Source organism: Burkholderia sp. KJ006 (assembly GCF_000262695.1).
Taxonomy (GTDB): Bacteria; Pseudomonadota; Gammaproteobacteria; order Burkholderiales; family Burkholderiaceae; genus Burkholderia; species Burkholderia vietnamiensis.
Window position 1 is genome coordinate 1,473,483 of sequence record NC_017920.1, and the last position, 26,322, is coordinate 1,499,804.

At 67.3% G+C, this 26,322-nt stretch carries 22 protein-coding genes and 3 tRNA genes; 10 read left to right on the forward strand and 15 right to left on the reverse strand.

What is annotated here, in order from left to right; translation table 11 throughout:
• Positions 1 to 27: 27 nt before the first annotated feature.
• Complete coding sequence (locus MYA_RS06655; RefSeq protein WP_041493957.1) at positions 28 to 309, forward strand: PXPV repeat protein; 282 nt, start codon at positions 28 to 30, stop codon at positions 307 to 309.
• 30 nt (positions 310 to 339) lie between these two features.
• On the opposite strand, the gene MYA_RS06660 is transcribed toward MYA_RS06655, so the two are convergent.
• The 4 genes from MYA_RS06660 to MYA_RS06675 all read right to left on the reverse strand — a co-directional run bounded on the left by MYA_RS06660 (position 340) and on the right by MYA_RS06675 (position 5,568).
• Positions 340 to 1,260 carry a DUF1571 domain-containing protein gene (locus MYA_RS06660; RefSeq protein WP_014722950.1) on the reverse strand — a complete coding sequence of 307 codons (921 nt, stop codon included), beginning with the start codon at positions 1,258 to 1,260 and terminating at the stop codon, positions 340 to 342.
• A 27-nt stretch (positions 1,261 to 1,287) separates the two neighbouring features.
• Positions 1,288 to 3,042: an AMP-binding protein gene (locus MYA_RS06665; RefSeq protein WP_014722951.1), complete on the reverse strand. Its 1,755-nt coding sequence runs from the start codon at positions 3,040 to 3,042 to the stop codon at positions 1,288 to 1,290.
• A gap of 270 nt (positions 3,043 to 3,312) precedes the next feature.
• Entirely contained in the window at positions 3,313 to 4,131 is an 819-nt protein-coding gene (locus tag MYA_RS06670) for a TetR/AcrR family transcriptional regulator (RefSeq protein ID WP_011884645.1), read from the reverse strand.
• Positions 4,132 to 4,347: 216 nt separating this feature from the next.
• Positions 4,348 to 5,568 carry an MFS transporter gene (locus MYA_RS06675; RefSeq protein WP_014722954.1) on the reverse strand — a complete coding sequence of 407 codons (1,221 nt, stop codon included), beginning with the start codon at positions 5,566 to 5,568 and terminating at the stop codon, positions 4,348 to 4,350.
• Positions 5,569 to 5,836: 268 nt separating this feature from the next.
• Here MYA_RS06675 and MYA_RS06680 point away from each other — a divergent pair, with 268 nt between their 5' ends.
• From MYA_RS06680 to MYA_RS06690, 3 genes are all read left to right on the forward strand, one after another.
• On the forward strand, positions 5,837 to 6,379 hold the full coding sequence (locus MYA_RS06680) for a GNAT family N-acetyltransferase (RefSeq protein WP_041493958.1): 543 nt from the start codon (positions 5,837 to 5,839) through the stop codon (positions 6,377 to 6,379).
• A 111-nt stretch (positions 6,380 to 6,490) separates the two neighbouring features.
• Positions 6,491 to 7,117: a ParB-like protein gene (locus tag MYA_RS06685; RefSeq protein WP_011884649.1), complete on the forward strand. Its 627-nt coding sequence runs from the start codon at positions 6,491 to 6,493 to the stop codon at positions 7,115 to 7,117.
• A 38-nt stretch (positions 7,118 to 7,155) separates the two neighbouring features.
• Positions 7,156 to 8,874: a SulP family inorganic anion transporter gene (locus MYA_RS06690; RefSeq protein ID WP_011884651.1), complete on the forward strand. Its 1,719-nt coding sequence runs from the start codon at positions 7,156 to 7,158 to the stop codon at positions 8,872 to 8,874.
• 289 nt (positions 8,875 to 9,163) lie between these two features.
• On the opposite strand, the gene MYA_RS06695 is transcribed toward MYA_RS06690, so the two are convergent.
• The 7 genes from MYA_RS06695 to MYA_RS06725 form a co-directional block, all read right to left on the reverse strand.
• On the reverse strand, positions 9,164 to 10,108 hold the full coding sequence (locus tag MYA_RS06695) for an ABC transporter substrate-binding protein (RefSeq protein ID WP_011884652.1): 945 nt from the start codon (positions 10,106 to 10,108) through the stop codon (positions 9,164 to 9,166).
• An 82-nt stretch (positions 10,109 to 10,190) separates the two neighbouring features.
• Positions 10,191 to 11,228: an ABC transporter permease subunit gene (locus tag MYA_RS06700; RefSeq protein ID WP_011884653.1), complete on the reverse strand. Its 1,038-nt coding sequence runs from the start codon at positions 11,226 to 11,228 to the stop codon at positions 10,191 to 10,193.
• Positions 11,229 to 11,266: 38 nt separating this feature from the next.
• Complete coding sequence (locus MYA_RS06705) at positions 11,267 to 12,820, reverse strand: sugar ABC transporter ATP-binding protein (RefSeq protein WP_014722957.1); 1,554 nt, start codon at positions 12,818 to 12,820, stop codon at positions 11,267 to 11,269.
• Entirely contained in the window at positions 12,807 to 14,054 is a 1,248-nt protein-coding gene (locus MYA_RS06710) for an ROK family protein (RefSeq protein ID WP_014722958.1), read from the reverse strand. The genes MYA_RS06705 and MYA_RS06710 overlap by 14 nt, the downstream gene beginning before the upstream one ends.
• A 277-nt stretch (positions 14,055 to 14,331) precedes the next feature.
• A tRNA-Leu gene (locus MYA_RS06715) sits at positions 14,332 to 14,418 on the reverse strand.
• 259 nt (positions 14,419 to 14,677) lie between these two features.
• Positions 14,678 to 14,764 (reverse strand) — tRNA-Leu (locus MYA_RS06720).
• 226 nt (positions 14,765 to 14,990) lie between these two features.
• A tRNA-Leu gene (locus MYA_RS06725) sits at positions 14,991 to 15,077 on the reverse strand.
• Between the two features lie 248 nt (positions 15,078 to 15,325).
• Between MYA_RS06725 and rnr the strand changes: the two genes are divergently transcribed.
• The 6 genes from rnr to MYA_RS06755 all read left to right on the forward strand — a co-directional run bounded on the left by rnr (position 15,326) and on the right by MYA_RS06755 (position 22,529).
• Positions 15,326 to 17,809, forward strand: a complete 2,484-nt coding sequence (gene rnr / locus MYA_RS06730; protein WP_011884656.1) for a ribonuclease R — start codon at positions 15,326 to 15,328, stop codon at positions 17,807 to 17,809.
• Between the two features lie 149 nt (positions 17,810 to 17,958).
• Positions 17,959 to 18,702 carry a 23S rRNA (guanosine(2251)-2'-O)-methyltransferase RlmB gene (gene rlmB / locus MYA_RS06735; protein ID WP_041493820.1) on the forward strand — a complete coding sequence of 248 codons (744 nt, stop codon included), beginning with the start codon at positions 17,959 to 17,961 and terminating at the stop codon, positions 18,700 to 18,702.
• Positions 18,703 to 18,833: 131 nt separating this feature from the next.
• A complete protein-coding gene (locus tag MYA_RS06740) occupies positions 18,834 to 19,664 on the forward strand; it encodes an N-acetylmuramoyl-L-alanine amidase (RefSeq protein WP_050991221.1) in 831 nt (276 codons plus the stop codon).
• 89 nt (positions 19,665 to 19,753) lie between these two features.
• A complete protein-coding gene (gene rpiA, locus MYA_RS06745; protein ID WP_011884660.1) occupies positions 19,754 to 20,446 on the forward strand; it encodes a ribose-5-phosphate isomerase RpiA in 693 nt (230 codons plus the stop codon).
• Positions 20,447 to 20,728: 282 nt separating this feature from the next.
• Positions 20,729 to 21,445: a FadR/GntR family transcriptional regulator gene (locus tag MYA_RS06750; protein ID WP_011884662.1), complete on the forward strand. Its 717-nt coding sequence runs from the start codon at positions 20,729 to 20,731 to the stop codon at positions 21,443 to 21,445.
• A gap of 97 nt (positions 21,446 to 21,542) precedes the next feature.
• On the forward strand, positions 21,543 to 22,529 hold the full coding sequence (locus tag MYA_RS06755; RefSeq protein ID WP_014722961.1) for a Gfo/Idh/MocA family protein: 987 nt from the start codon (positions 21,543 to 21,545) through the stop codon (positions 22,527 to 22,529).
• A 46-nt stretch (positions 22,530 to 22,575) separates the two neighbouring features.
• Here MYA_RS06755 and MYA_RS06760 read toward each other — a convergent pair whose 3' ends face one another.
• The 4 genes from MYA_RS06760 to MYA_RS06775 all read right to left on the reverse strand — a co-directional run bounded on the left by MYA_RS06760 (position 22,576) and on the right by MYA_RS06775 (position 26,312).
• Positions 22,576 to 23,268, reverse strand: a complete 693-nt coding sequence (locus MYA_RS06760; protein ID WP_041493821.1) for an amino acid ABC transporter permease — start codon at positions 23,266 to 23,268, stop codon at positions 22,576 to 22,578.
• A gap of 122 nt (positions 23,269 to 23,390) precedes the next feature.
• Positions 23,391 to 24,185, reverse strand: a complete 795-nt coding sequence (locus tag MYA_RS06765; RefSeq protein WP_011884668.1) for a cystine ABC transporter substrate-binding protein — start codon at positions 24,183 to 24,185, stop codon at positions 23,391 to 23,393.
• Positions 24,186 to 24,284: 99 nt separating this feature from the next.
• Positions 24,285 to 25,322 (reverse strand): quinone-dependent dihydroorotate dehydrogenase, encoded by a 1,038-nt coding sequence (locus tag MYA_RS06770; protein ID WP_034193041.1) that lies wholly within the window; start codon positions 25,320 to 25,322, stop codon positions 24,285 to 24,287.
• A gap of 159 nt (positions 25,323 to 25,481) precedes the next feature.
• Positions 25,482 to 26,312, reverse strand: coding sequence for an arginyltransferase (locus tag MYA_RS06775; protein ID WP_011884672.1), 831 nt, complete (start codon positions 26,310 to 26,312; stop codon positions 25,482 to 25,484).
• Between the last annotated feature and the right edge of the window lie 10 nt (positions 26,313 to 26,322).

Below are 26,322 nucleotides of genomic sequence, written 5' to 3' on the forward strand. Positions count from 1 at the left end.
GCAGGCCGGCGGAACATGGAACGAAACATGAACAAGAGGGGCTTGGCGGTGTGGATCGGCGGCGCGGCATTGGTCGCGTCCGGCAGCGCAATGGCGGGGCACGTCGACCTGTCCGTCGGGATCGGCGTGCCGGTCGCGCCGGTCTATGTCGAGCCGGCGCCGGTCTATGTGGCGCCGCAGCCGGCGGTCGTCGCCTATCCGGGCTACGGGTACGGCTACTACGGCGACGATGACGACGACGGTTACCGGAAGTGGCGCAAGCACTATTACAAGCACTGGCGCAAGCACCACGACGATGACGACGATTGAGCACGGCGCGCGGCGCAGCACGCGTGACGCTCAGAACGCGTAGTCCGGGTTCTTCGGATCGAACGCGGACGCGTCGAGCGTCGCCGGCGCGATCGTCTCGATGACGATCCGCTCGAAGATCCTGCCGTCGTTGTCGTACGACTCGACGGTCCGGAAGTAGGGCGCGTGCAGATCGAGGCCGAGCACTTCCTTCTTCGCATAGAACTGCGGGCGGCCGGTCGGCGTTTCGTAGGTGAGGGCGACCACGCGTACGCCGCCGATGGTTTTCGCTTCGACGTGGGTCGGCCGCTGGACGCCGGCCTCCTGGTATTTCCTTGCTTCGCTCAGGTACAGGTTCGCGATGAACTCGGTGCCGAGATCCTTCACCTGGTGATTCGACTGGGCGCGCGCCAGCGCGCCGTCGAGCGCCGTCCACAGCGGAATCTTGCCGAGCAGCCCGCCGAGATGGCCGTACATCTCGTCCTTGCGCAGCGTCGTGTCGTAGATCGTTTCCTGTCCCGCATGCGCGCCGCCCGGCAGCCATTTCGCGTACACGCGCAGCGGCTCGCGCGTCGTCTTCACGAGCATGCGGTCGGGCGTGTCGGGCCACTTGCCGTTGATGCGTTCCTGCCGCGCCATCGTGAACTGGTACGACGGATAGCCGTTCGGGCCATGACCGACATAGAGCGGCACCGCGAGCGGATCGAGCGCGTTGAACAGCGCGGTGAGCGTCGCGTCGTCGAGTTGCGCGAGCGTGCCGCGCTGCGCGGCCGCGCGCAGCCAGCGTGCCTGCTGCGCAGCCGGTTCGTGCGTGACCTTGTCGAGCTCGGCCGGCAGCGTCGTGGCTGTGGCCGTGGGTGCGCTGGCGGCAGCGGCGGCCGTTTCCTGCGCGTGCGGCGGCGGCGCCAGCGTCAGCATGCATGCGACGGCGGCGGCCGCATGCGCGGCGCGGCGCATCGTTCGTGGGTTCATCGGCGGCGTCTCCGGGCGAGCCATCGTTCAGCGTTGTTTCGCGGCCTCGAGTTTCGCGAGCTCCTCGTCGCGCAGCGCGCGGCGCAGGATCTTGCCGACGTTCGTCTGCGGCAGCGCGTCGCGGAATTCGACCGACTTCGGCATCTTGTAGCCGGTGAGGTTCTTGCGGCAATGCGCGAGCACGTCGTCGACGGTGAGCGCGGGGTCGCGCCGCACGACGAACACCTTGATCCGCTCGCCGTGCACCTCGTCCGGAATGCCGATCGCCGCAGCCTCGCTGATGCCCGGATGCATGACCAGCACTTCCTCGATCTCGTTCGGGTACACGTTGAAGCCGGATACGAGAATCATGTCCTTCTTGCGATCGATCAGACGGATGAAGCCGTGCTCGTCCATCACGCCGATGTCGCCGGTGCCGAGCCAGCCGTCGGCGTCGAGCACCTTGGCGGTTTCGTCGGGGCGTTGCCAGTAGCCGCGCATCACCTGCGGGCCGCGCACGCACAGCTCGCCGGGCTCGCCGATGCCGGCCCAGGTGCCGTCCTCGCGGCGAAAGCGCACCTGGGTCGATGGCGCGGGCAGGCCGACGGAGCCGCTGAACGCGGCCATGTCGCTGAGGTCGACCGGGTTCATCGTGACGATCGGCGAGCATTCGGTGAGCCCGTAGCCTTCGACGACCGGCCTGCCCGTGACTTCCTCGAAGCGTTCCGCGACCGCGCGTTGCATCGCCATCCCGCCAGCCATCGCGAGCTTGAGCTTGGAGAAATCGCGCTTGCGGAATTCTTCGTTGTCGAGGAACGCGTTGTACAGCGTGTTGATGCCGGTGATGCCGGTGAAGGTTTCGTTGCGGATGATCTTCATCACCATCGTCATGTCGCGCGGGTTCGCGATCAGGATGTTGCGCCCGCCGAGCCCCATGAAGATGAACGCGTTCACCGTCAGCGAATAGATGTGGTAGAGCGGCAGCGGCGTGAGGACGGTTTCGACGTCGCCCGACACTTGGTCGGCGATCCATGCCTTCGCTTGCAGCAGGTTCGCGATCAGGTTGCCGTGCGTGAGCATCGCGCCTTTCGCGACGCCGGTGGTGCCGCCGGTGTATTGCAGGAACGCGAGGTCGTCGCGGGTGACGCGCGCCGGCTGGGGTTTGGTGCGCGCGCCGAGCGCGAGGGCCGAGCGCAGCCGCACCGCCTGCGGCAGGTTGTAGGGCGGCACGAGCTTCTTCACGTGCTTCAGCACGAAGTTGATCAGGTGTCCTTTGGCGTTCAGACCGTCGGCGAGGAGGTCGCCGAGCGCGGTGACGACGATGTTCTTCACCTGGGTGTCGGGCAGCGCGTCCTGCAGCGTGCGCGCGAAGTTTTCGAACACGACGATGGTTTGGGCGCCGCTGTCCTTGAGCTGGTGCGCGAGTTCGCGGGCGGTGTAGAGCGGATTGACGTTGACGACGATCGCGCCGGCTTTCAGCGTGCCGAACAGTGCGACCGGATACTGGAACGTGTTCGGCAGCATGATCGCGACGCGGTCGCCCGGCTTCACGCCGATGCTTTGCAGATACGACGCGAACGCATCGACTTTCTGCGCGAGCGTGCGGTAGGTCATCGATGCGCCGGCGCTCACGTACGCGACTCGCTCGGCGAAACGCGTCGTGCATTCGTCGAAGAATTGCACGAGCGACGTGTATTGCGCGACGTCGATTTCGTGCGGCACGCCGCGCGGGTACGACTTGTACCAGATGCCGTCGGTGGCGGGCGGGAGCTGCGCCGTTGCGGTTGCTGCGGGTGCTGACATGATGTGTGTCTCCGGTGTCGGCGAGAGTTGGCGCTTCAGCGCTTGCTCTCACCCCATGCTTCGCGGTCGGCGAGCGTCAGCGCTTCATCGCCTACTCTCGCCCCATGCTTCGCGGTCGACGCACCCCAGCGCGTCACCGCCCGCACTATCCTCATCCGGCGAAAACCCCATCGGTTTTCGCCACAAAAATCCGGTCCCAACCGGCGACGTACCCCCACCGGCCTCGATCAAACGAGTCATGAAACGCTGGATCTGCGCCGCGCGCCGCGTTCAACCCGCCGAATGCGCTGCCGCCGTATCGACGGCGGCCGCCGCCGACGGCATCCCGAGCGCTTCGCTCGCGCCGGCATCGTCGAGCACGGCCGCGAAGATCGCCAGCTGCGCGCTGTCGGGCATCGGCGCCTTCAGCGCGGCGACGATCAGCGACGACAGCCGCGCGATCATCTGCACGTCGTTCATCGTGCGGCGTTGCGAGAATTCGTCGATCAGGCTTTCGGTCTCGGCGCCGGCGAGCGCGCCGGACAGCGCGCCGATCGCAAAGTGAAGCCGCCAGCCGAGTTCCGTGCGCGGCAGGTGCGGCAGCGCGCGCTGGAACGCATCGAAGAAACGACCGGCGACGCTCGCATAGTGCGCGGTCAGGAAGTTGCGGACGAACGGCGACGGGTCGGTGTATGCGCGGCCGATCAGCCGCAGGAACGCAGGGCCGCCGCGCTCGGGATCGCGCGACGCCTTCAGCGCGGGAATGAACATCGCGCCGAGCACGTGCTCGCAGGTGATGTGGGTGCCCAGTTGCGCATCGAAGCGGTCGAGGATGCCGAGCCGTTCCTGGTTCAACTGGTCGAGCCGACGCGACAGCATCGCGTGGATCAGCGCTTCCTTGCTGCCGAAGTGGTAATTGACCGCGGCAAGGTTCACCGCCGCACGCGACGTGATCTGCCGCATCGACATCGCTTCGAAGCCGTGCTCGATGAACAGATCCTCGGCTGCATCGAGGATGCGCACCTTCGTGCCGCCGCTCTGCCGAGTGCCGGACGGTCGCGTCCCCGACGGCCGTCCCGTCGACGGCCGCCCCTCCTGAGTTACTGCCATGTCCCGCCTCCCAATGCCGGTCGCCCGGCCGCGAACAGCAGATTCGTTCGTCTGATTCAAACGGCTGTTTTTATTAAGATAAAAAGACGGAGGCAGGCCGGGCAAGCGCGGAGTCTCGGCAAATTCCTCTAGTTCGATGTGCAGATGCGGGATACGTCGGACGCAAGCCACGCCCCGCGCGGCGCATCCGATGGTGCGGCGCGGCAACGCGCGCGTTCAGCCGGCGCCGGTACGTGTATTGACCGATTGCGTCATGTCGATGCCGCGCCGTTCGCGGCTGAACAGGATCAGCACGGCGATCGCGACGGCCACGATGCCGGCCACGAGCGCGAGCGCAAACGCATAGTCGTTGCCGTGCGACACGGCGAGCGACGCCTGCATCGTCGCGTTGCCGGACGCGAGCAGATTGCCGAGCTGGTAGACGAAACCGGGGAAGGTCGCGCGGATCTCGTCGGGGGAGATTTCGTTCAGATGCACGGGGATCACGCCCCACGCGCCCTGTACCGATATCTGCATCAGGAACGCGCCGGCCGCCAGTGCGAGCGGGCCGCTCGAGAATGCCCACAGCGGCAGCACGGGTAGTGCGATCAGCGCCGCGATGAAGATCGCGCGGCGGCGGCCGATCCGCTCCGAGATCGCGCCGAACGAGAGGCCGCCGACGATCGCGCCGAGGTTCAGCACGATCGTGATCCACGACACGGTATGCGGATCGAAGTGATGCTGTTCGCGCAGGAACGTCGGATACAGGTCCTGCGTGCCGTGCGAGAAGAAGTTGAATGCGGTCATCAGGACGATCGCGTAGATCGCGAGCTTCCAGTTGTGCCGAAACGTGGCGGCGAGGCTCGGCCGCGTCCGTTTCTCCATCTGCTTCCACGCGGGCGACTCCGGTACGTGCGCGCGCACGTACAGCACGAGCAGCGCAGGCAGCACGCCGACCATGAACATGCCGCGCCAGCCGATGTACTGGTAGAACAGCCCGAACACGACCGAAGCGAGCAGATAGCCGCTCGGGTAGCCGGCCTGCAGCAGCCCCGACACGATGCCGCGCGCATGCGTCGGCACGGTTTCCATCGTCAGCGCCGAGCCGACGCCCCATTCGCCGCCCATCGCGACGCCGAACAGCGCGCGCAATGCCAGCAGCGCGGTCAGGCTCGGCGCGAAACCCGACGCCAGCTCGAGCAGCGAATAACATGCGATGTTCACCATCAGCGTCGGGCGGCGGCCGAAGCGATCGGCGAGGCGGCCGAAGATCAGCGCGCCGAGCGGGCGCATCGCGAGCGTGAGCGTGAGCGCGAACGCGACGGCGGGGATCGTCGTTGCGAATTCGGCCGCGATGTCCTTCAGCACGAACACCATCAGGAAGAAATCGAATGCGTCGAGCGTCCAGCCGAGGTAGGCGGCGATCGTGACGTTGCGTTGCTCGCGAGTCCAGCTCATGTCGTGGGTTCTCCTCGTTGGCTTGCCTGCCTGCCGGCTCGTACGGTTGCCGGCCGGCAGGCGCGCAGTGCGGCGGGCATGGATCGAGTGTAGGCCGTCGCGCCGCGCGATACGGGCGAATCGGGAATAATCCCTATGAAATGATCCATTGCGTGCAACGGAGGCGATGCCGGCCGAGCGACGCGTCAGCCGTCTGTATCATTGCGGCAGGCTTTTTGTATCGATCACGTCACGCGCGATGCGCATCGTTCCCGAAGCAGGAATCCAGATGGCCGAATCCCCCGATCCCGCGTTGCCGGTGCTGCAGACCGAGCGCTTGTGGCTGCGCCCGCGCGTGCTCGCCGATCTCGACGCGTGTATCGAGATGGATCGCGATCCGGAAGTGACGCGGTACATCGCCGGCCCGTGGCACGACCCCGCCGAGCATCGCCGCTTCGTCACGCACCGGATCACGCGCGACTATCCGGCCGGCCTCGGCTACTGGTCGATCTTCGAGAAGGCCGCGCCCGACCGGTTCATCGGCTGGGTGCTGCTGATTCCCGACTACGCGGGCGGCGCGCGCGACGTCGAGATCGGCTGGCGGCTCGTGCGCGCGGCATGGGGGCGCGGCATCGCGAGCGAGGCCGCGGCGGCCGTCGTGCGGCACGCATTCGACACCGTGCGGCTGCCGCGCGTGATCGCCGACATCGCGGCGGCCAACACCGGTTCGCTGAACGTCGCGCGCAAGCTCGGGATGCGCCGCGTGGGCGTCGTGGATGACGGCATCTCTTACGTGCGGCATCGTCTGGAGCGCGACGACCTGCGCACCTAGCGGCGCCGGTTGTCAGAGATCGTCAAGCGTACGCGTATCGAGGTCGCGACGTATTAACGGCTCGTCCGATCAGGAGTATCGTTGCCGACATTCGCAACATGGGGTACGACCATGGCACTCGGCAACGACGTTCATCTGATTCCCGTCCGGCTCGACGCGCTGCGTCCGACGCAGATGACGGTCGGCTATCGCGAAGTGAAGGCGAAGCGCAAGCACTGGAAGACGCTCGGCAAGCGCGCGCGCCAGGCCGCGATCGAATCGCACTGGTTTCCCGCGGTGCTCGGCCCGGGCGGCCTGCATTACATCACCGATCATCACCATCTCGGCCTCGCATTGATCGAGGAGGGCGAGACTCGCGTGAACGCCATGCTGCTGAAGGATCTGTCGTGGCTCGACGACACGATTTTCTGGCGGATCATGGAGCACAACCAGTGGGTGCATCCGTTCGGCCCGGACGGTGCGCGGCGCGAATACGCGCATCTGCCGCAGGCGCTGACCGGGCTCGAGGACGACCCGTATCGCAGCCTCGCGGGCGAGCTGCGCACCGCGGGCGGCTACGCGAAGGACGCGACGCCGTTCAGCGAATTCCTGTGGGCCGACTACCTGCGCCAGCACGTGAGCCTCGACCAGATCCGCAAGAATTTCGACAAGGCGCTCGACCTGTCGCTGCGCCGCGCCCACGATCAGGACGCGCGCTATCTGCCGGGCTGGTCCGGCGTGATCGCGGTCAAGCCGTGACCGGCGCAGGCGATCCGACGTTCGATGAAGAAGGCTCGATGACGACCACCCAGACTCGCCCGGAAGCCGGCCCGCAGCGCGCCGAGCATTTCGCCGCACTCGATGCGGCCGCGCCTTCGCCGCCGCGGCGCGTTGGCCTCGACGCGCTGGCCGGCCTGTCGATCGCCGGTCTGCTGATCCCCGAGGCCGTCGCATATGCCGGCCTTGCGAACCTGCCGCCGCAGGCGGGCCTCATCGCGCTGCTGTCGGGGCTCGTCATCTATGCGCTGACCGGCAGCAGCCGCTTTGCGATCGTGTCGTCGACGTCGTCGTCGGCCGCCGTGCTCGCCGCGACCGTGCTGAGCGAGTCGGGGCTCGCGCTGGCCGCTCAACTCGCGCTGGCGGCCGCACTCGTGACGGTGACCGGCGTGCTGTTCATCCTGTCGGGCGCGGCGCGGCTCGGCGGCATGTCCGATTTCGTCGCTCGGCCGGTTCTGCGCGGGTTCACGTTCGGGCTCGCGCTGACGATCGTCATCAAGCAACTGCCGAAGATCCTCGCGGTTTCCGTGCGGCACGGCGATGCGCCGCACGTCGTGCTCGAACTCGTCAGGGGCGCGCCGCAGGCGAACCTCGCAAGCGTCGCGCTCGGCGCGGCCGCGCTCGCGCTGCTGTTTGCGCTCGGGCGCCGCTCGCGCGTGCCGGCGACGCTCGTCGTGATCGTGCTGTCGATCGTCGCCGGCTATCTGGTCGACTGGCAGCGCTACGGGATCGCGGTGGTCGGACACATCGATTTCCGGCATATCGAATTCGGGCTGCCGCGGCTCGACCGCAATGCGTGGATGCAGACGGTCGAGCTCGCATTCGCGCTGATGCTGATCCTGTACGCGGAGTCGTACGGATCGATTCGCAACTTCGCGCTGAAGCACGGCGACAGCGTGTCCGCGAATCGCGACCTGGTCGCGATCGGCTGCGCGAACCTCGTCTCGGGGCTGCTGCACGGGATGCCGGTCGGCGCCGGCTATTCGGCGACGGCCGCGAACGAGGCCGCCGGCGCGCAGTCCCGCTTCGCGGGGCTGTGGGCCGCGGCGGTGGTCGCGCTGATCGTGGGGCTGCTGCTGCCGCAGCTCGCGCGCACGCCGGAGCCCGTGCTCGCGGCGATCGTGATCTTCGCGGTCAGCCACTCGCTGCATCCGTCGATATTCCGGCCGTATTGGGTATGGCACCGCGACCGGCTCGTCGTGATCGCGGCGCTGCTGGCCGTGCTCGTGCTCGGCGTGCTGCACGGGCTGCTCGTGGCGATCGGCGTGAACCTGCTGCTGACGCTGCGCAAGCTGTCGGAGCCGAACGTCAGCGTGCTCGGCCGGCTGCGCGACGGGCACGATTTCGTCGACGTCGCGAATCATGCCGATGCGAAGCCGGTGCCCGGCGTGCTGATCGTGCGGCCCGAGGCGCAGCTGTTCTTCGCGAACGCGGACCGGATGCTCAACCGCGTGCGCGCGCTGATGAAGGACGCACCCGATGCGCACACCGTGATGCTGAGCCTCGAGGAAACGCCCGACGTGGACGGCACGACGATCGAGTCGTTGCGCACGTTCGCGGCCGAGTGTGCGGCGCGCGGGCTGCGGCTCGCGATCGTGCGGCTCAAGGCGCATGCGCTCAATGCGCTGCGCCGGGCGGCCGACGATACGCTGCGCGACGACGCGATGTCGGAACTGAGCGTGGATGAGAGCCTGCAATTGCTGCAGGCGCGCGGTCGCGACGGGGCGAGTGGCGGGTGATGGGGGCGGGTGGTGCGTTGAGCGGGATATGTAACGGGCAAGCGGGACGCTCGCGCCGGCGGCGTCGACGCGAAGCGCGGCGGGCGGTCGCGCTGCATGCGGCGTGACGGGCGGCGGCTAATGCAATCCGTGCCGCCAGCGCCGCTCGTGCCACCCGTGCCGCTCGTGCGATCCACGGCGCGGGGCCGCCAATGAATGCGGCCAGTGCGACTCGTGCCCCGCGACCACCCGCATCCGCCCTCAGCCCACACGCCCCGTCCGACACCGCACGCGAGCACGTACGCCGCGATCAGCGCGGGCTGGTCCAGCCCTTGTAGCCTTTCACGTTGTCGCGCGTGACGAGCGTCGGCTCGATCAGGATCATCGGGTTGGCCGGCTTCTGACCGTTCATGATGCCGTAGCCGACGTTCACCGCCTGTTGCGCCATCGCCCACGGGTCCTGGCTCGACGACGCCTGCACGAGCGTGTTCGACTTCAGCGCGACCTCGATGTCGGGCGCGCCGTCGACCGACGTGATCACGATGTTCGGACGGTTCAGTTGCTTCGCCGCGAGATCGCTGCCGATCGCCTGCGGATCGTTGATCGTGAACACGCCGTCGAGCTTCGGAAAGCGCGTCAGGTAGCCTTGCATCGCGTTCATCCCGCCTTCGCGCGAGCCCTTGCCGTCCTGGTCGCTCGACAGCAGCTTGATGCCCGGGTTCTTCGCGAGCACGGCCTTGCAGCCGTTCACGCGGTCGATCACGGCCGACACCTGCGGGCCGTTCTCGATGATCACGTTGCCCTTGCCGTTGAGCTTCTTCGCGAGGTAGTCGCACGCGAGTTCGCCGGCCTTCACGTTGTTGGTCTGCACGGTCGCGTTCGCGCCGGCGGCCGCGACGTCGACGGCGACCACCGTGATGCCGGCTGCCTGCGCCTTCTTCACCGCCGGCTCGATCGCCTTCGGATCGGTCGCGTTCAGTAGGATCATGTCGACGTGCGCGGAGATGAAGTTGTCGATCTGCGTGAACTGCTTGTTCAGATCGTAGTCGGCCGACACCGCGGTGACTTTCGCGTTCGGATTGATCTGCTTCGCGCGCGCTTCGGCGCCCTTGACGATCGTGACGAAGTACGGGTTGCCGAGCGATCCGACCGTGACGCCGATCGATTTCAGCGGCTTGTCGGCCGCGTGGGCGGCGGCGGTGCCGAATGCGAGCGCGCAGGCGACGGCGGTCAGGGCGGCTTGGTGCTTGAACATGTCGTTGTGTCTCCGAAGGTCCGTTGGCGGTCGGGCGCAGGAGGACCTGCCTGCGCCCCGATGGTTGAACGGGAAGGGCGGCTCAGGTGCGGGCCGAGTCGCGCTGGCGATAGCGGTCGAGCGCGACGGCGCCGATGATCACGAGCCCCTTGATGATGTACTGCCAGATGTCCGATACGCCCAGCAGCACGAGGCCGTTGGTCAGCACCGCGATGATCAGCGCGCCGATCAGCGTGCCGACGATCGAACCGACGCCGCCGACGAAGCTCGTGCCGCCGAGGATCACCGCGGCGATCGCGTCGAGCTCGTACGACTGGCCGAGCTGCAGGCCGTTGGCCGCGTAGAGCCGGGCGGCCGACATCACCGCGCCGAGCCCGGCGAGCAGCCCCGACGCCGCATAGACGAACAGCTGGATCGCGCGCACGTTGATGCCCGACAGCCGCGCGGCTTCCGGGTTGCCGCCGACCGAGTAGATCCGCATCCCGAGCACGGTGCGGCGCAGGATGAACCACGACAGAGCGATCACCGCGCAGGCGATCACGACGAGCCAGGGCACGCCGAGTACCGTGCCGTTGCCGATGAACGCGAACGGCAGTTGCGGGTTGAAGATGGTCGTGTCGTTGCCGATCAGGCGCGCGACGCCGCGCACGGCCGTCATCGCGCCGAGCGTGACGATGAACGGCGGCAGGCGCAGGAACGAGATCAGGCCGCCGTTGATCGCGCCGAACGCGAGGCCGACGGCGAGCGCGATCGGCACGCCGAGCCAGCCCCAGCCGGGGATCGTCGACGCGAGCAGCGCGGCGACCGCCGACGCGGCGAGCACCGAGCCGACCGACAGGTCGATGCCGCCCGTCAGGATCACGAACGTCATGCCGGCGGCCAGCACGATGTTGATCGACGCCTGCTGCGTGACGATCGACAGGTTCTGCAGCGTGAAGAAGCCGTCGGTCAGGAAGCCGAAGCCGATGCACAGCACCAGCAGCACGGGCAGCATCCCTGCCGTGCGCAGCAGCGACTGCATGCGTGCGCGATGATCGGCGCCGCGCAACAGCGGCGTGCGGGTGGCGACCGGTTGGGCCGCCGCGGAAGCGAGGTTCCGTTGCTTGGGCTGGTTGATCATGTCGGTACCTTGGATGAAGGAGTGAGTGAGGGCCGCGGTCAGTGCGCGTCGGCGAGTTCGGCCTGCGAGCCGGTCGCGAGCGCGATGATCGCTTCCTGCGTGATCGGCGTGTGCGTGTGGCCGCCGAGTTCGCCGGCGATTTCGCCTTCGCGCATCACGAGCACGCGGTCGGCGACGCCGATGATCTCCGGCAGCTCGCTCGAGATCACGATCACGCCGACGCCCGCGCGGGCCAGTTCGTTGATGATCCGGTAGATCTCGGACTTGGCGCCGATGTCGACGCCGCGCGTCGGTTCGTCGAGGATCAGCACGCGCGGCTTGGTCTCGAGCAGTCGCGACAGCAGCACCTTCTGCTGATTGCCGCCCGACAGCGCGCCGACGTTCACGTTCGCGTGCGGCACGCGGATCGACAGCGACGCGATCGCGTCGCGCGCGCGCTCGGCGCCGCGCGCGAGATCGAGCGTGCCGAGCCGCGCGTCGCGGTTGCACACCGAGATGTTGATGTTGTCGCGCACGCTCATGTCGAGGAACAGGCCCTGGCGCTTGCGGTCTTCGGTCAGATAGACGAGGCCGGCGTCGATCGCATCGCGCGGCGAATGTGCGCCGAACGTGCGCTCGCCGAGCTTCACCTCGCCGCGCGTGCGCGGCTCCGCGCCGAAGATCAGCCGCGCGAGTTCGGTGCGGCCCGCGCCGACCAGCCCGGCGATGCCGAGCACTTCGCCCGCGTGCAGGTCGAGGCTGCAGCCGCGCACGCGCTCGTCGTCGGCGATGTCGCGCACCGACAGCAGCAGGTGGCCGGGGTCGTACGGCGCGTGTTCCTTCTTGTAGAAGCCGGAGATGTCGCGGCCCACCATCATCGCGACGAGCCGGTCGGCCGACAGCGCCGCGCGCTCGAGCGTGCCGACGTAGGTGCCGTCGCGCAGCACCGACACGCGGTCGGACAGCTCGTAGATCTCGGCCATTCGGTGGCTGATGTAGATGATCGCGAGGCCTTCCTCGCGCAGCTGGCGGATCAGGCCGAACAGATGTTCCGTTTCGCGCGACGACAGCGGCGTCGTCGGTTCGTCCATCACCAGAATGCGCGCGCGGGTATGCACGGCGCGCGCGATCTCGACGAGTTGCTGCTCGGCGATCGACAGCGTGCCGACCAGCGTGTCCGGCCCGAACGGCGCGCCGAGGCGCGCCAGCACGTCCTGGCAGCCGCGCGCCATCGCCGCGCGGTCGATGGTGCCCCAGCGCCGGTTGCCGCGGCGCAGCTCGCGCCCGACGTAGATGTTCTCCGCGACGGTGAGGTTCGGCGCGAGGCACAGCTCCTGATAGATCACCGCGACGCCGGCATCGCGCGCGGCGAGCGGGCCGTCGACGTCGATGCGCTGGCCGTCGATCAGGATTTCGCCGCCGGCGTCGGCACGATACGCGCCCGAGAGGATTTTCATCAGCGTCGACTTGCCCGCGCCGTTCTCGCCCATCAGCGAGTGGATCTCGCCCGGATAGACGGTCAGGCTGACGTTGTCGAGCGCGCGCACGGCCGGGAACGTCTTGCTGATTCCGCGCATTTCGAGCAGCGGCCGCGGCGACTCAGATCGCGACATGGTTGACCTCCTGCGATTCGATGCGGGCGCCCCTGAGGATGCCGGCCCGCGGGGAGAAGTTGAAGTACATCGGCAGCGTCGCGGCGCCGATCGCGCCGGCGTCGGCGCCGAACGTGCCGCGCACGAGCGTCGGCGTGCCGCGCGCTTCCGGAGCGGTGGCGACGAGCGCAGCGCGCAGGCGGCTGGTCAACGCGTCGAGCAGGCCCACGTCGGTATCGGCGTCGAGCACGACCACTGGCGCATCGACGACGCACAGCACCGCACGCAGTGCCGGTGCGAGCGCATCGACGCAGTCGTCGATCCATTCGGTCACCGCCGGCAGGCCACGGGCGATGCACGCCTCGAGGTCGGCGCGGCTTTCGACCGTCTCGCCGTGATGGCGCAGATGGCGCACCAGCGCATGCAGCGACGCGCGCGCGAGCAGGATGTCCCACGGCCCGCGTGGCGGCGGCGCGGAGGCGAGCCGGCTCGGCAGCACGGGGATCACGGCGATGTCGCCGGCATTGCCCGTCACGCCGCGCAGGCAGTCGCCGTCGATCGCGATGCCGCCGCCGATCGCCGGGCCGATGAACAGATAGACGAAGTCGTCGCACTGGCGGCCGTACCCGTAGAACAGTTCGGCGATGGCGGCCGCGTTGCCGTCGTTCTCGCCGAACACGGGCAGCGACACCGTGCGCCCGAGGTCGCTGGCGAAGTCGACGTCTTCCCACGCGCGGAACGTGTCGGGCGCCAGGCCGAGCTCGCGCATCCACGCGCCGAGGTTGTACGGCTGGGCGACGCCGATGCCCGCGAGCCGCGCGCGTTCGTGCGCGGGCAGCAGAGCCTGCATCGCGTCGATGTCGTGGCGCACGATCTCGATGACTTCGGCGGGCGGCGGCAGCAGGGTGTCGTGCGAACGGCGGCCGAGTACGTCGCCGGCGAAATTGACGAGCGCCGTCTCGATGCGCATGCGGTCGAGATGGACGCCGATGCCGAACGCGCCGCGCGGATCGAGACGGATCAGCGACGCCGGCTGGCCGCGCTGGCCTTCGGTGCGCCCGGCGAATTCGATCAGCTTCGCATCGGCGAGCGACGCGATGATGCTGCCGACGGCCGTGCCGGTCATGTTCGCGAGTCGGGCGAGATCGGCTTTCGACGCGCTGCCCGCGCGGCGCAGCGTCTTCAGCAACAGGCGCTCGTTGTAACGGCGCACGTTGGCCGAGTTGCTGCCCTGACCGATGTGCGGGCTTCTCATCGCGTCTCCTTCCATGTCGCACCGGTGTCGGCGCATTAAATAAATCATGTTGATTTATTTAACCGCGTGGACGGCGTCATGTCAGCCTAGGGAAATCCCGGTTTTTCTTGGTGACGAGAGTGGGGGCATGCGGGAGAGGGCGGTTGCCGGCGCGTTACCGCGCGGATGCGGCGCATGCCGGGCGGCTGGTCGCGTCGTGTCGGCGCGATCGGGAATCGTGGTTCAGGGAGCAGAAATGAAAAAAGGCCGGCTAAAAGCCGACCTTTTCGAAAACAGATGGTGCCCAGGAGAGGACTCGAACCTCCACGATGTTGCCACCGCTAGGACCTGAACCTAGTGCGTCTACCAATTCCGCCACCTGGGCACGTTTCGCTTGCTGCGATGCGAAGACCGCTATTCTAGCGTGTCTGAGAGATCTGTCAACAGAATTTGAGGTCGCGAACGATAATATTTTTCGGATGAAATTTCACGGCGGTGCAGGGTGAAGTTGCCGCGCATCACGCCGCTGGATGAATCGCGCCGCATGCGCGTGGCTTCCCCCAGCCCGTGCACTTGGCGAGCCCATCGAATCGCGCGCGGAAAATAAAAAAGGCCGGCTAGAAGCCGACCTTTTCGAAAACAGATGGTGCCCAGGAGAGGACTCGAACCTCCACGATGTTGCCACCGCTAGGACCTGAACCTAGTGCGTCTACCAATTCCGCCACCTGGGCACGTTTCGCTTGTTGCGATGCGAAGACCGCTATTCTAGCGTGTCTGGGAGATCTGTCAACAGAATTTGAGGCTGCGAACGATAATATTTTCCGGATGCGATTTCACGATGGTGCAGGGTGAGGTTGCCGCGCATCACGCCGCTGAACGAGTGCACCTGGCGATCTCATCGAACCGCGCGCGGAAAATAAAAAAGGCCGGCTAGAAGCCGACCTTTTCGAAAACAGATGGTGCCCAGGAGAGGACTCGAACCTCCACGATGTTGCCACCGCTAGGACCTGAACCTAGTGCGTCTACCAATTCCGCCACCTGGGCACGTTTGCAGTAGCTGCTTGCTGCAAAGAAGCGAAATTATAGCGCCCCAATTATTCGTGTCAACACTTTTTTGCGATGCACCGTGAACGGCGCGCGGCGGCGCATGCATGCGGCATTCGGGTCATTTCGCGACACGGGCGGGTGATAGAATGACTCGCCGCCGTCACTATAGAACTGTCTGACGGACACTTCTATGTTGATGCCGTGCACCATCAGTCAACGCAACGAGAACAACCATCGACAAGCCCTTGAGCAAATACCCGTACCCCATTCCGAGCCGTGAAGAAATTCTGGGCGTGCTGCGCACGAGCGACGCGCCGCTGGCCGCCAACGACATCGCCGAGGCGCTGTCGATCAAGCGCCAGGAGCGCGAGGGGTTCTTCCGGCGTGTCGCCGCGATGGAACGCGACGGCCAGATCCGCCTCGACAAGCGCGGGCACTATCAGCTCACCCACCCATCGAACTTCGTCGCCGGCCGCGTGCAGGGGCATCGCGACGGCTACGGCTTCGTGATCCGCGACGACGGTCAGGACGACCTGTTCCTGCCCAACGGCGAAATGCAGAAGGTGATGCACAACGATCGCGTGCTCGCGCGCATCGTCGGCTACGATCGCCGTGGCCGCCCGGAAGGTCACGTCGTCGAAGTGACCGAGCGCGCGAACAAGCGCGTGATCGGCCGGCTGCTCAACGAGAACGGCGCGCTGATCGTCGCACCGGAAGACAAGCGCATCGGTCACGACATCCTGATCACGCAGAACGTGAAGAAGGCGAAGGTCGGGCAGGTGGTCGTCGTCGAGCTGACCGACTTCCCGAGCCGCCATTCGCAGCCGCTCGGCCGCGTCGTCGAAGTGCTCGGCGACATCGACGATCCGGGCATGGAAATCGAGATCGCGGTGCGCAAGTACGGCGTGCCGCACGAATTCAGCCAGCCGGCGCTCGACGAAGCCGCCGCGCTGCCGGACAAGGTACGGCCGGCCGATCTGCGCTTCCGCGTCGATTTGCGCGACGTGCCGCTCGTGACGATCGACGGCGAGGACGCCCGCGACTTCGACGATGCCGTCTACTGCGAGCCCACCAAGGTCGGCCGCGGCGACGGCTTCCGGCTGATCGTCGCGATTGCCGACGTTTCGCACTACGTGCAGCCCGGCAACGGCCTCGACGCCGACGCGCTGGAGCGCAGCACGTCGGTGTACTTCCCGCGCCGCGTGATTCCGATGCTGCCGGAGAAGCTGTCGAACGGCCTGTGCTCGCTGAATCCGCAGGTCGACCGCTGCGTGCTCGCGTGCGACATGGTGATCACCGCGCGCGGCGAGATCAAGGCGTACCAGTTCTATCCGGCCGTCATCCACTCGGCCGCGCGGCTCACGTACACCGAAGTCGCTGCCGTGCTGTCGAACACGAAGGGGCCGGAAGCCGCGCGCCGCGCGGATCTCCTGCCGCACCTGCAGGATCTGTACGGCGTGTACAAGGCGCTGTTCGCCGCGCGTCAGAAGCGCGGCGCGATCGACTTCGACACGACCGAGACGTACATCGTCTGCAATTCGCAGGGCAAGATCGAGCAGATCGTGCCGCGCCAGCGCAACGACGCGCACAAACTGATCGAGGAATGCATGCTGGCCGCGAACGTCTGCGCGGCCGATTTCCTGAAGCGCAACAAGCATGCGGGCCTGTACCGCGTCCATGCGGGCCCGACGCCCGAGAAGCTCGAGAACCTGCGCGCGTTCCTGCGCGGCATGGGCCTGACGCTCGGCGGCGGCGAGAAGCCGCACGCGAGCGACTATGCGGCGCTGATGGCGCAGATCCGCGACCGGCCCGACGCGCAGATGCTGCAGCCGATGCTGCTGCGCTCGATGCAGCAGGCCGTGTACAGCCCGGACAACATCGGCCACTTCGGTCTCGCCTACGAGGCGTACGCGCACTTCACGAGCCCGATTCGCCGCTATCCCGATCTGCTCACGCACCGCGCGATCTACGCGATCCTGTCGGGCAAGAAGTACACGCCGAAGGCGCCGGAAGGCTTCGAGCTGAACACCGCTTTGTCGCCCCGCGCGCGCGCGATGCAGCAGGCCGACGACGAAACGCGCGGCCGCTCGCGTCCGAACACGGCGATCTGGGAAGAGCTCGGTCTGCACTGCTCGGCGAACGAGCGGCGCGCCGACGAAGCGTCGCGCGACGTCGAAGCGTGGCTCAAGTGCTACTTCATGCGCGACAAGCTCGGCGAGGAGTACGGCGGGATGGTGAACGGCGTCACGTCGTTCGGCATCTTCGTGCAGCTCGACACGCTGTTCATCGAAGGGCTCGTGCACGTCACGGAGCTCGGCTCGGACTATTTCCAGTACGACGAGATCAAGAACGAACTGCGCGGCGAGCGCACGGGCATCCGCTATCGCTTGTCGGATCGCGTGCGCGTGCAGGTGAGCCGCGTCGATCTCGACGCGCGCAAGATCGACTTCCGCCTCGTGCGCGACACGCCGGTGAAGGCGCCGCGTCCGGCGCCGCAGGCGCCCGCTGCGGGCGGCAATGGCAACGCCAATGCCAACGGCAGCGATCGCGGCGGCCCGCGCTTGCGCATGCTGCCGGCCGCGGACGAAGCCGCGCCGCGCCGCAAGCAGGCGGCGAGCGCGCCGACTGCCGCGGTGAAGGAGGCACGTGCCGCGCGCGCCGCGAAGAAGAAGGGCGGTGCGGCGGCGAAGACGCCCGCCAAGAAGGCGCACCCGCGCAAGAAGTATTGAGCGTACGGGGCGGCGCCGGCGCCGCCCTCGCCGTATCGACAGACGCCGCGTTGCACCGGCCGCCGGCCGGCCACGCGGCGCTTTCCTTTTCCATGGTCGCGGCCGCGCGCGTTGCGCGGCCGCACGTTTGATCGAAGGTTGTTCCAGTCATGTCACGTCTGAAGGTTCTTTACGGTTTCCATGCGGTGACCGCACGTATGCGGCACGATGCGTCGACGGTTGCGGAGGTGTTGTACGACCAGACGCGCCGCGATCGCCGCATGCAGGAGTTCCTGCACGCCGCGAAGGAAGCGGGCGTGCGGCTGATCGCGGCCGACGAAACGCGTCTGTGGGGGCTCGCGCATACCGAGCGCCATCAAGGCGTCGTCGCGCGCGTCGAGGACGTTCCGCTCGCGCAGAACCTGTCCGAGCTGCTCGACGGCATCCAAGGCCCGGCGCTGCTGCTGGTGCTCGACGGCGTCACCGATCCGCACAACCTCGGCGCGTGCCTGCGCGTCGCCGACGCGGCGGGCGCCCATGCGGTGATCGCGCCGCGTGACCGCGCCGTCGGCCTGAACGCGACGGCCGCGAAGGTCGCGAGCGGCGCGGCCGACACCGTGCCGTACATCACCGTCACCAACCTCGCCCGCGCGCTGCGCGAGCTGAAGGACGCGGGCGTGTGGATCATCGGCACCGCCGACGAAGCGTCGGGCACGCTGTACGACACGAAGCTCGACGGCCCCGTGGCGATCGTGATGGGCGCGGAAGGCGAAGGCATGCGCCGGCTCACGCGCGACACGTGCGACGACGTGATGAGCATCCCGATGGCCGGCAGTGTCGAAAGCCTGAACGTGTCGGTCGCGAGCGGCGTATGCCTGTACGAAGCGGTACGGCAGCGGCGCATGAAGGGCTGACGCGCCGGGCGTTACGTATGGGCAAGCCGCTTCACCCGAACCACGCGTGCCGCGATCGCGCGCGGCGCGTGCTCGACGCACTGCGAACCAGGTTCCTGTTGCGCATCGGTGCGTCGTGCGCGATCGCCGGCATGCTGGCCGGTTGCGCGACGCCGTCGCTCGTCGAGCGCGGCAGTTACTACGCGGACACGAGCCTGCACGCGCGCGGCGCCGATTCGCGCATCCGCTTCCTCGTGATGCATTACACCGAAAGCGACGAAGTGCGAGCGTTGCGCACGCTGACGGGCGACTCGGTCAGCGTGCACTACGTGGTGCCGCCGCAACCGCGCATCGAACGCGGTGAGCCCGTCGTGTACCAGCTCGTTCCGGAATCGAAACGCGCGTGGCATGCGGGCGTCAGCGCATGGCAGGGCACGACCGAGCTCAATGCGGTGTCGATCGGCATCGAGAACGTGAACCGCGGGCCGCTCGATCCGCAGCACCGCAGCTGGCAACCGTACACGCCGGAGCAGGTCGATGCGCTGATCCGGCTCTCGAAGGACATCGTCGCGCGCTACGGCATCCCGCCGACGCGTGTGGTCGGCCACAGCGACATCGCGCCGCAGCGCAAGATCGATCCGGGCCCGCTCTTTCCGTGGCATGCGCTCGCGCAGGCCGGCGTCGGCGCGTGGCCCGACGATGCGACCGTCGCCGCGCGGCTCGGTACGCGCGATCCGCATGCACTCGTCGACGTGCGCGAGCTGCAGTTGAAGCTCGCGCGCTACGGTTACGACGTCCCGACCGATGGCGTGCTCGATGAGCGCTCGCGGCGCGTGTTCGCGGCGTTTCAGATGCACTTCCGGCCGTCCGACTATGACGGCAATCCGGATGCGGGCACCGACGCGATCGCGCAGGCGCTGCTCGACAAGTATTTCCCCGGCACGCCGGCTGGCGGCGACGCGACGGCGCCCGGCGCACCTTGATCGCCGGCACCTCCCGCGCCGAAAAAGCGTGGGCCGTGGTCCGAGTCCGGTAAACTGGCGCCTTTTCGCCATCCCGCAGCATTTCCACCATGACTCAAGACGAACTCAAACGCCTGGTCGGCCAGGCGGCCGCCGATTATGTGATCCAGAACGTGCCCGAAGGCGCGGTGATCGGCGTCGGCACCGGCTCGACCGCCAACTGCTTCATCGATGCGCTCGCGGCCGTCAAGTCGCGCTATCGTGGCGCCGTATCGAGCTCCGTCGCGACGACCGAGCGGCTCAAATCGCACGGCATCAAGGTGTTCGATCTGAACGAGATCGACGCGCTGCAGGTGTACGTCGACGGCGCCGACGAGATCGACGCGAGCGGCGCGATGATCAAGGGCGGCGGCGGTGCGCTGACGCGCGAGAAGATCGTCGCGTCGGTGGCCGATACGTTCGTCTGCATCGCCGACGGCAGCAAGCGCGTGCCGGTGCTCGGCGCCTTCCCGCTGCCGATCGAAGTCGTGCCGATGGCGCGCACGGCGATCGGCCGGCGCGTCGCCGCGCTCGGCGGGGTGCCGGTGCTGCGCGTGACGAAGGACGGCGCGCCGTACATCACCGACAACGGCAACGAGATCATCGACGTCAAAGGGCTGCAGATCGCGGAGCCGCGCGCATTCGAGGCGAAGGTGAACGCGTGGCCGGGCGTCGTGACGGTCGGCCTGTTTGCCGAGCGCGGCGCGAACCTGTGCCTGCTCGGCACGGAAAACGGCGTTGAAACGATTATTTATCCCGCTTAATCTTTTCTGAATGAGAAGCAGTCCGTAGTTGCGTCACGAGTCGTAACGGACTGCATGTTTAAATATTGTTCAATGGCCCGCCCGGCAAGCGCAGAGCGCTTCCCGGGCTTTTTTTGAGGCCTTATAAATCACTCCATATAAAAGAGGGATAACCCTGTCAGGTGTTTACCAGATAGCGAAATATCTCCGAACTCATCAACTTATAGATCATAAGAACAGTCGTAACCAGGGCCGGCGGAACTGCGGAGCAGTTATTCGCAAATAGACGCACGGGGAGGTGTCATGGAGCAGGGCAAAGACCGGTCACTGGTCGCTAAAGTGATGGATGGACTTGTCGCGGGTATCGTCGAGGACAAGTACGGCGGCATTTTGCCGCCGCAGGATGTGTTGTCGAAAGAGTTCGACGTCAGCCGCACGGTCATGCGCGAAGCATTGTCGATGTTGCTGGCGCGCGACATGCTCGACGTGCGTCCCAAAGTCGGCACGCGGGTTCGGCCGATGCGCGATTGGCGGATGATCGATGAAGACGTCGTGAGCTGGCGGTTTCGTGCGAAGCCCGACCCGCAGTTCATGCGCGACGTGATCGAATTCCGCATGCTGATCGAGCCGCGCGCCACCGCCCAGGCGGCCGTGCGCGCGACGGCGGTCGACATCGCGGGCATTCGCGAGGCATTCGAGGCGTTCAAGGTGCTGCAGCCGGGCGACCCGAACTACGACACCGCGGACGAGCTGCTGCATACGCGCATCGTCCAGGCGAGCGGCAACCAGTTCTTCCAGCAGATGGCGGCGATCGTGCGAGGCGCGGTGCGGCTCGTGAATCCGCGCGTCGTGCAGAAGGAAGGTGCGCACGACATCGCGGTGAAGGCCCATGCGCGCGTCGTCGACGCGATCGAACGACGCGATCCGCGCGAGGCCGAGGCCGCCTCGCTCGCGCTGATCGACTTCAGCGCCGACGAGATCTCGCGCGACTTCTCCGTCGACGTGCCGGTGCGGGCGTGACGCTGCACGGGTCGTTCATCGGCGAGCCGGTGCGCGTATCATGACGGCCGGCCGGCAGTGCGCCGGCCACCGTCATACGACCGCCACGGAAGATCCGATGAACGACTTGAACGACCGCCCGGTGCGCTTCGGCATCGTCGGCGCAGGCAGCATCGCCCACCGTTTCGCGCAAAGCCTCTCGCACGTGCCCGGCGCCGTACTCAGCGGTGTGTGGGCGCGCCGCGCCGACGCCGCCATCGCGTTCTGCAACAGCTGCGGCGGCACGCCGGCCGCGAGCCTCGATGCACTGCTGGCAAGCGATATCGACGCCGTCTACATCGCGACACTCCACGACAGCCATGCGCAGTACGCGCAGGCCGCGCTCGCGGCCGGCAAGGCCGTGCTGTGCGAAAAACCCGCGACGCTGAACGCAGCGCAGCTCGATGCCGTGCTCGACGCGGCACGCGTGGCGGGGCGGCTTTTCATGGAGGCGATGAAGCCGCCGTTCTTTCCGTTGTACCGACGATTGCGCGCGCATCTCGATGACGATCCGATCGGCGAGATCCGGCTCGTGCGCGCGGGCTGCGCGTCATCGACGGTGCCGGCCGAGCATTCCGTCTATCGGCTCGACCGCGCAGGCGGCGCGTTGCTGGACATCGGCATCTACGAAGCGTTTCTCGCGGTCGACTGGCTCGGCGCGGTGCACGACGTGCAGACGCTCGGCCGCGTCGGTGCGACCGGTGTCGACGTATTCGCGAGCCTGAACAGCCGCCACGCGAACGGCGGCATCGCGCAGCTCTTTTGCGGGCTGGACGTGATGGGGCGCGGCGACGCGTTGCTGGCGGCGGCCGGCGGCCACGTGACGATTCACGAGAAGTGGTGGAACCCGGCGCGCGCGACGATCCGCTACGCGGACGGCCGCACCGTCGAACTCGATGCGCCGGTCGAAGGCGGCGGCCTCAATTACGAAACCGCGCATTTCTGCGAATTGCTGCGCGCGGGCGCGCTCGAGAGCCCGATCGTGACGCACGACCGTTCGCGGCAGATGATCGCGATGACCGATGCGGCACGCGCGGCGCTCGGCGTGCGCTATTCGGGCGAGTAGGGAGAGAGCAGGCCGGCCGCGCCGGCCGCGAAGCGCAGCGCGGCGTTCAGTGCCGGCCGGGCAGCGACAGGCGCTTCTCGTACCAGCGCTGGACCCATTCGAGGATCTGGCACAGCACCCAGTACACGGCCGCGGCGGCCAGATACAACGGCAGCGGCTGATAGGTCGCCGCGATCACTTCCTGCGCGCTGCGCAGGAGCTCGGTGACGGTGATCACCGACACGAGCGACGTGTCCTTGATCAGGCTGATCAGGCTGTTCGACAGGCTCGGCACCGCGATGCGCAGCGCCTGCGGACCGATCACGTAGCGCAGCGTCTGCGACCACGACAGCCCGAGGCTGTAGGCGGCCAGCCACTGGCCGCGCGCGATCCCGTTGATGGCGCCGCGCATGCTTTCCGACATGTACGCCGCGACGTTCGCCGACAGCGCGATGACGCCGGCCGGCGTCGGATCGAGCGAGATGCCGAGGCTCGGCAGCCCGTAATAGATGACGAAGATCTGCACGAGCAGCGGCGTGCCGCGCATCAGGCTCACGTAGCCGCGAGCGAGCCATGCGAGCGCGTTGACCCAGATCCGTTCGAAGCCTTCGAGCGCTTCGCTTTGCCGGATGCCCATCATCGCGAGCACGACCGCGCCGAGCAGGCCGAACACCATCGACAGCACGGCGAACTTGACGGTCAGCACGGCGCCCTGGGCGAGCACCGGCAGCGATTGGACGAGCAGGGACGTTGTCGACATGGATGGCGAATCGAGTGCGTGCGCGAAAGCGCAATCATAAACCGGACGAATAAAACAAAGGGCGGCATCGTTTCGGATGCCGCCCATTCCAGCCCGCCGTCAGGCGGGAAACAGAGGCGTGCTTACTTGACGGGCTTCGTCACGTCGATGCCGAACCACTTGTCCGAGATCTTCGTGAACGTGCCGTCGGCTTCGAGTTGCGTCATCGCGTCGTCGATCGCCTTCTGGAACTTCGGGTTGCCCTTCTTGAACGGGATGCCCGACGGGTTCGCCGAGCCGACGTTCGCGCCCGGGCGCAGCGGCAGCTGCGAGTTCTTCGTCAGATACGCGAGCATCAGACGGTCGTTCAGCGCCGCGTCGAGACGGCCGGCCGCCAGGTCGCGCAGATACTCGGGCGCGCCCGGGTACGTCTTCACGTCGATGCCGGGCACCGACTTCGCCATGTCCATGTAGTTCGTGCCGAGCGCGACGCCGAGCTTCTTGCCCTTCAGATCCTCGAGCGACTTGAACTGGCGCGTGTCGTCCTTGCGCTGGATCAGCTGCGCGGACGAGTACGTATATGCCGGCGAGAAGTCGAGCGTTTCCTTGCGCTTGTCGGTGATGCCGACCTGGTTGGCGATCACGTCGAACTTGCCGGCCTGCAGGCCCGCGATGATCCCGCTCCATTCGGTCGTCACGAACTCGGCCTTCACGCCGAGCTTCGCGGCGACGGCCTTCGCGATGTCGACGTCGAAGCCGACGAGCTCGCCCTGCGGGCTCTTCGAGTTGAACGGGGGGAACGTGCCTTCGAGGCCGACGCGCAGCGTGCCGCGTTGCTTGACCTCGTCGAGGAGGTCGGCCGCGTGCGCGGTGGCAGCAGCGAACGACGTGCCGACCAGGCCGGCGACCAGCAGCTTCTTCAGCAGCGAAATTTTCATCGTGTGAGCTTCCTTGCCCCAGCGGGCGTGATTCGGACAGTGACGCCGATCATAGCAAGAATGCAATCGGCTACTAAATATCGTTTGATTATGGCTATATTACGCGGCGCGCTCGGCGGCGATTGCCTTCACGCATTCGGCGACGAGCGCCGGGCCGCGATAGATGAAGCCGGTATACAGCTGGACCAGCGACGCGCCGGCGGCGAGCTTCGTGCGGGCGTCGTCGCCGGAGAAGATGCCGCCGACGCCGATGATCGGCACCGCGCTGCCGAGTTCGGCGTGCAGCTTGCGGATCACTTCGTTCGAGGCGTCGAAGACCGGCCGGCCCGACAGCCCGCCGGCTTCGTCCGCGTGCGGCAGCCCTTGCACGGCTGCGCGCGACAGCGTCGTGTTGGTGGCGATGACCGCTTCGATCTTGTGGCGCAGCAGCGTGTCGGCGATTTCCTTGACCTGCTCGTCGTCGAGATCGGGGGCGATCTTCAGCGCGAGCGGCACCAGCTTGCCGTGCAGGTCGGCCAGCCGCTGCTGCTTGTCCTTCAGCGCGGCGAGCAGCGCGTCGAGCTCGCCGGCGCCTTGCAGCTGGCGCAGGTTCTTCGTGTTCGGCGACGAGATGTTGATCGTCACGTAGCTCGCGAACGGATACACGCGTTCGAGGCAGTACAGGTAGTCGTCGGCCGCGCGCTCGATCGGCGTGTCGGCGTTCTTGCCGATGTTCAGACCCAGCACGCCGCGATAGCGGGCCGCCTGGACGTTCTTCACGAACTGGTCGACGCCGTGGTTGTTGAAGCCCATCCGGTTGATCAGCGCGTCGGCCTGCGGCAGCCGGAACATGCGCGGGCGCGGATTGCCCGGCTGCGGCCGCGGCGTGACCGTGCCGACCTCGATGAAGCCGAAGCCGAGCGCGGCGAGGCCGTCGATGGCCGCGCCGTCCTTGTCGAGGCCCGCCGCGAGGCCGACCGGGTTGCGGAACGTGAGCCCCATCACGGTGCGCGGCGCATCGGGCACGCGGGCCGACAGCGCGCACGCGAGGCCCGTGCGGCCGGCCGCGCCGAGCGCGCGCAGCGTGAGGTGATGAGCGTCTTCCGCATCCATCTTGAACAGGGATGCGCGGGCCAGCGGGTAGAGGGAACTGAACACGGGAATTGGGCGGACGGCCGAAATGGATGACAACCCGCTATTTTACCGGGAGTTGCGCGGCAAGGGCGCGCTTCGCTTCGTAGGCGTCTCCGTTGCGCGGCGGCGCGGCGCGGTGCGCGGGCAAAGGGGAGAGTGAAGGCGCGCGAGCGCGCGCCGTCCTCAGCCTGCGCCGGAATGCCCGCCCGGCAGCGGCGCGCGGGCGAGCGCGGCGTCGACGGGCGGCAGGTCGACGCGGGCCGGATCGAGCGTCTTCCAGCGTCCGTCGAGCAAGCCTTCGAGCGGATGGAAGTTCGCCTTGTACGCCATCTTCGGGCTTTCGCGGATCCAGTAGCCGAGATACACGTACGGCAGCCCGAGGCTTCGCGCCTGCTCGATCTGCCACAGGATGTTGTAGGTGCCGTAGCTCGTGTGCGCGTCGTCCGGCTCGAAGAACGTGTAGACCGACGACAGCCCGTCGCCGAGGATGTCGATCATGCTGACCATGCGCAGCTTGCCGGGCTCGCCGCCCGACGCGTCGAGGTCGCGGAATTCGACGAGCCGCGAGTTGATCCGGCTTTGCAGCAGGAACTGCTCGTACTGGTCGCGGCTGTCGCGGTCCATGCCGCCGCCCGCATGACGCGCCGACTGGTAGCGCATGTAGAGCGCGTAGTGCTCTTCGTCGTAGTGCAGCGGCGAGACCGTCGCCACCAGTGCGCGGTGGCGCTTCCACATCCGGCGCTGCGTGCGCGACGGCGTGAACGCGCGCACCGGCACGCGCACCGGCACGCACGCGCGACAGCCGTCGCAGTACGGCCGATAGGTGAACACGCCCGAGCGGCGAAAGCCGGCCTTCACGAGTTCGGTATAGATGTCGGAGTTGATCAGGTGGCTCGGCGTCGCGACTTGCGAGCGCGCGATGCGACCGTCCAGATAGCTGCACGGATAAGGCGCCGTTGCATAGAATTGCAACGCCGAAAGCGGTGAAAGCGGCAGCTCAGTCGGGTGAGTCATGGGCAGCTCT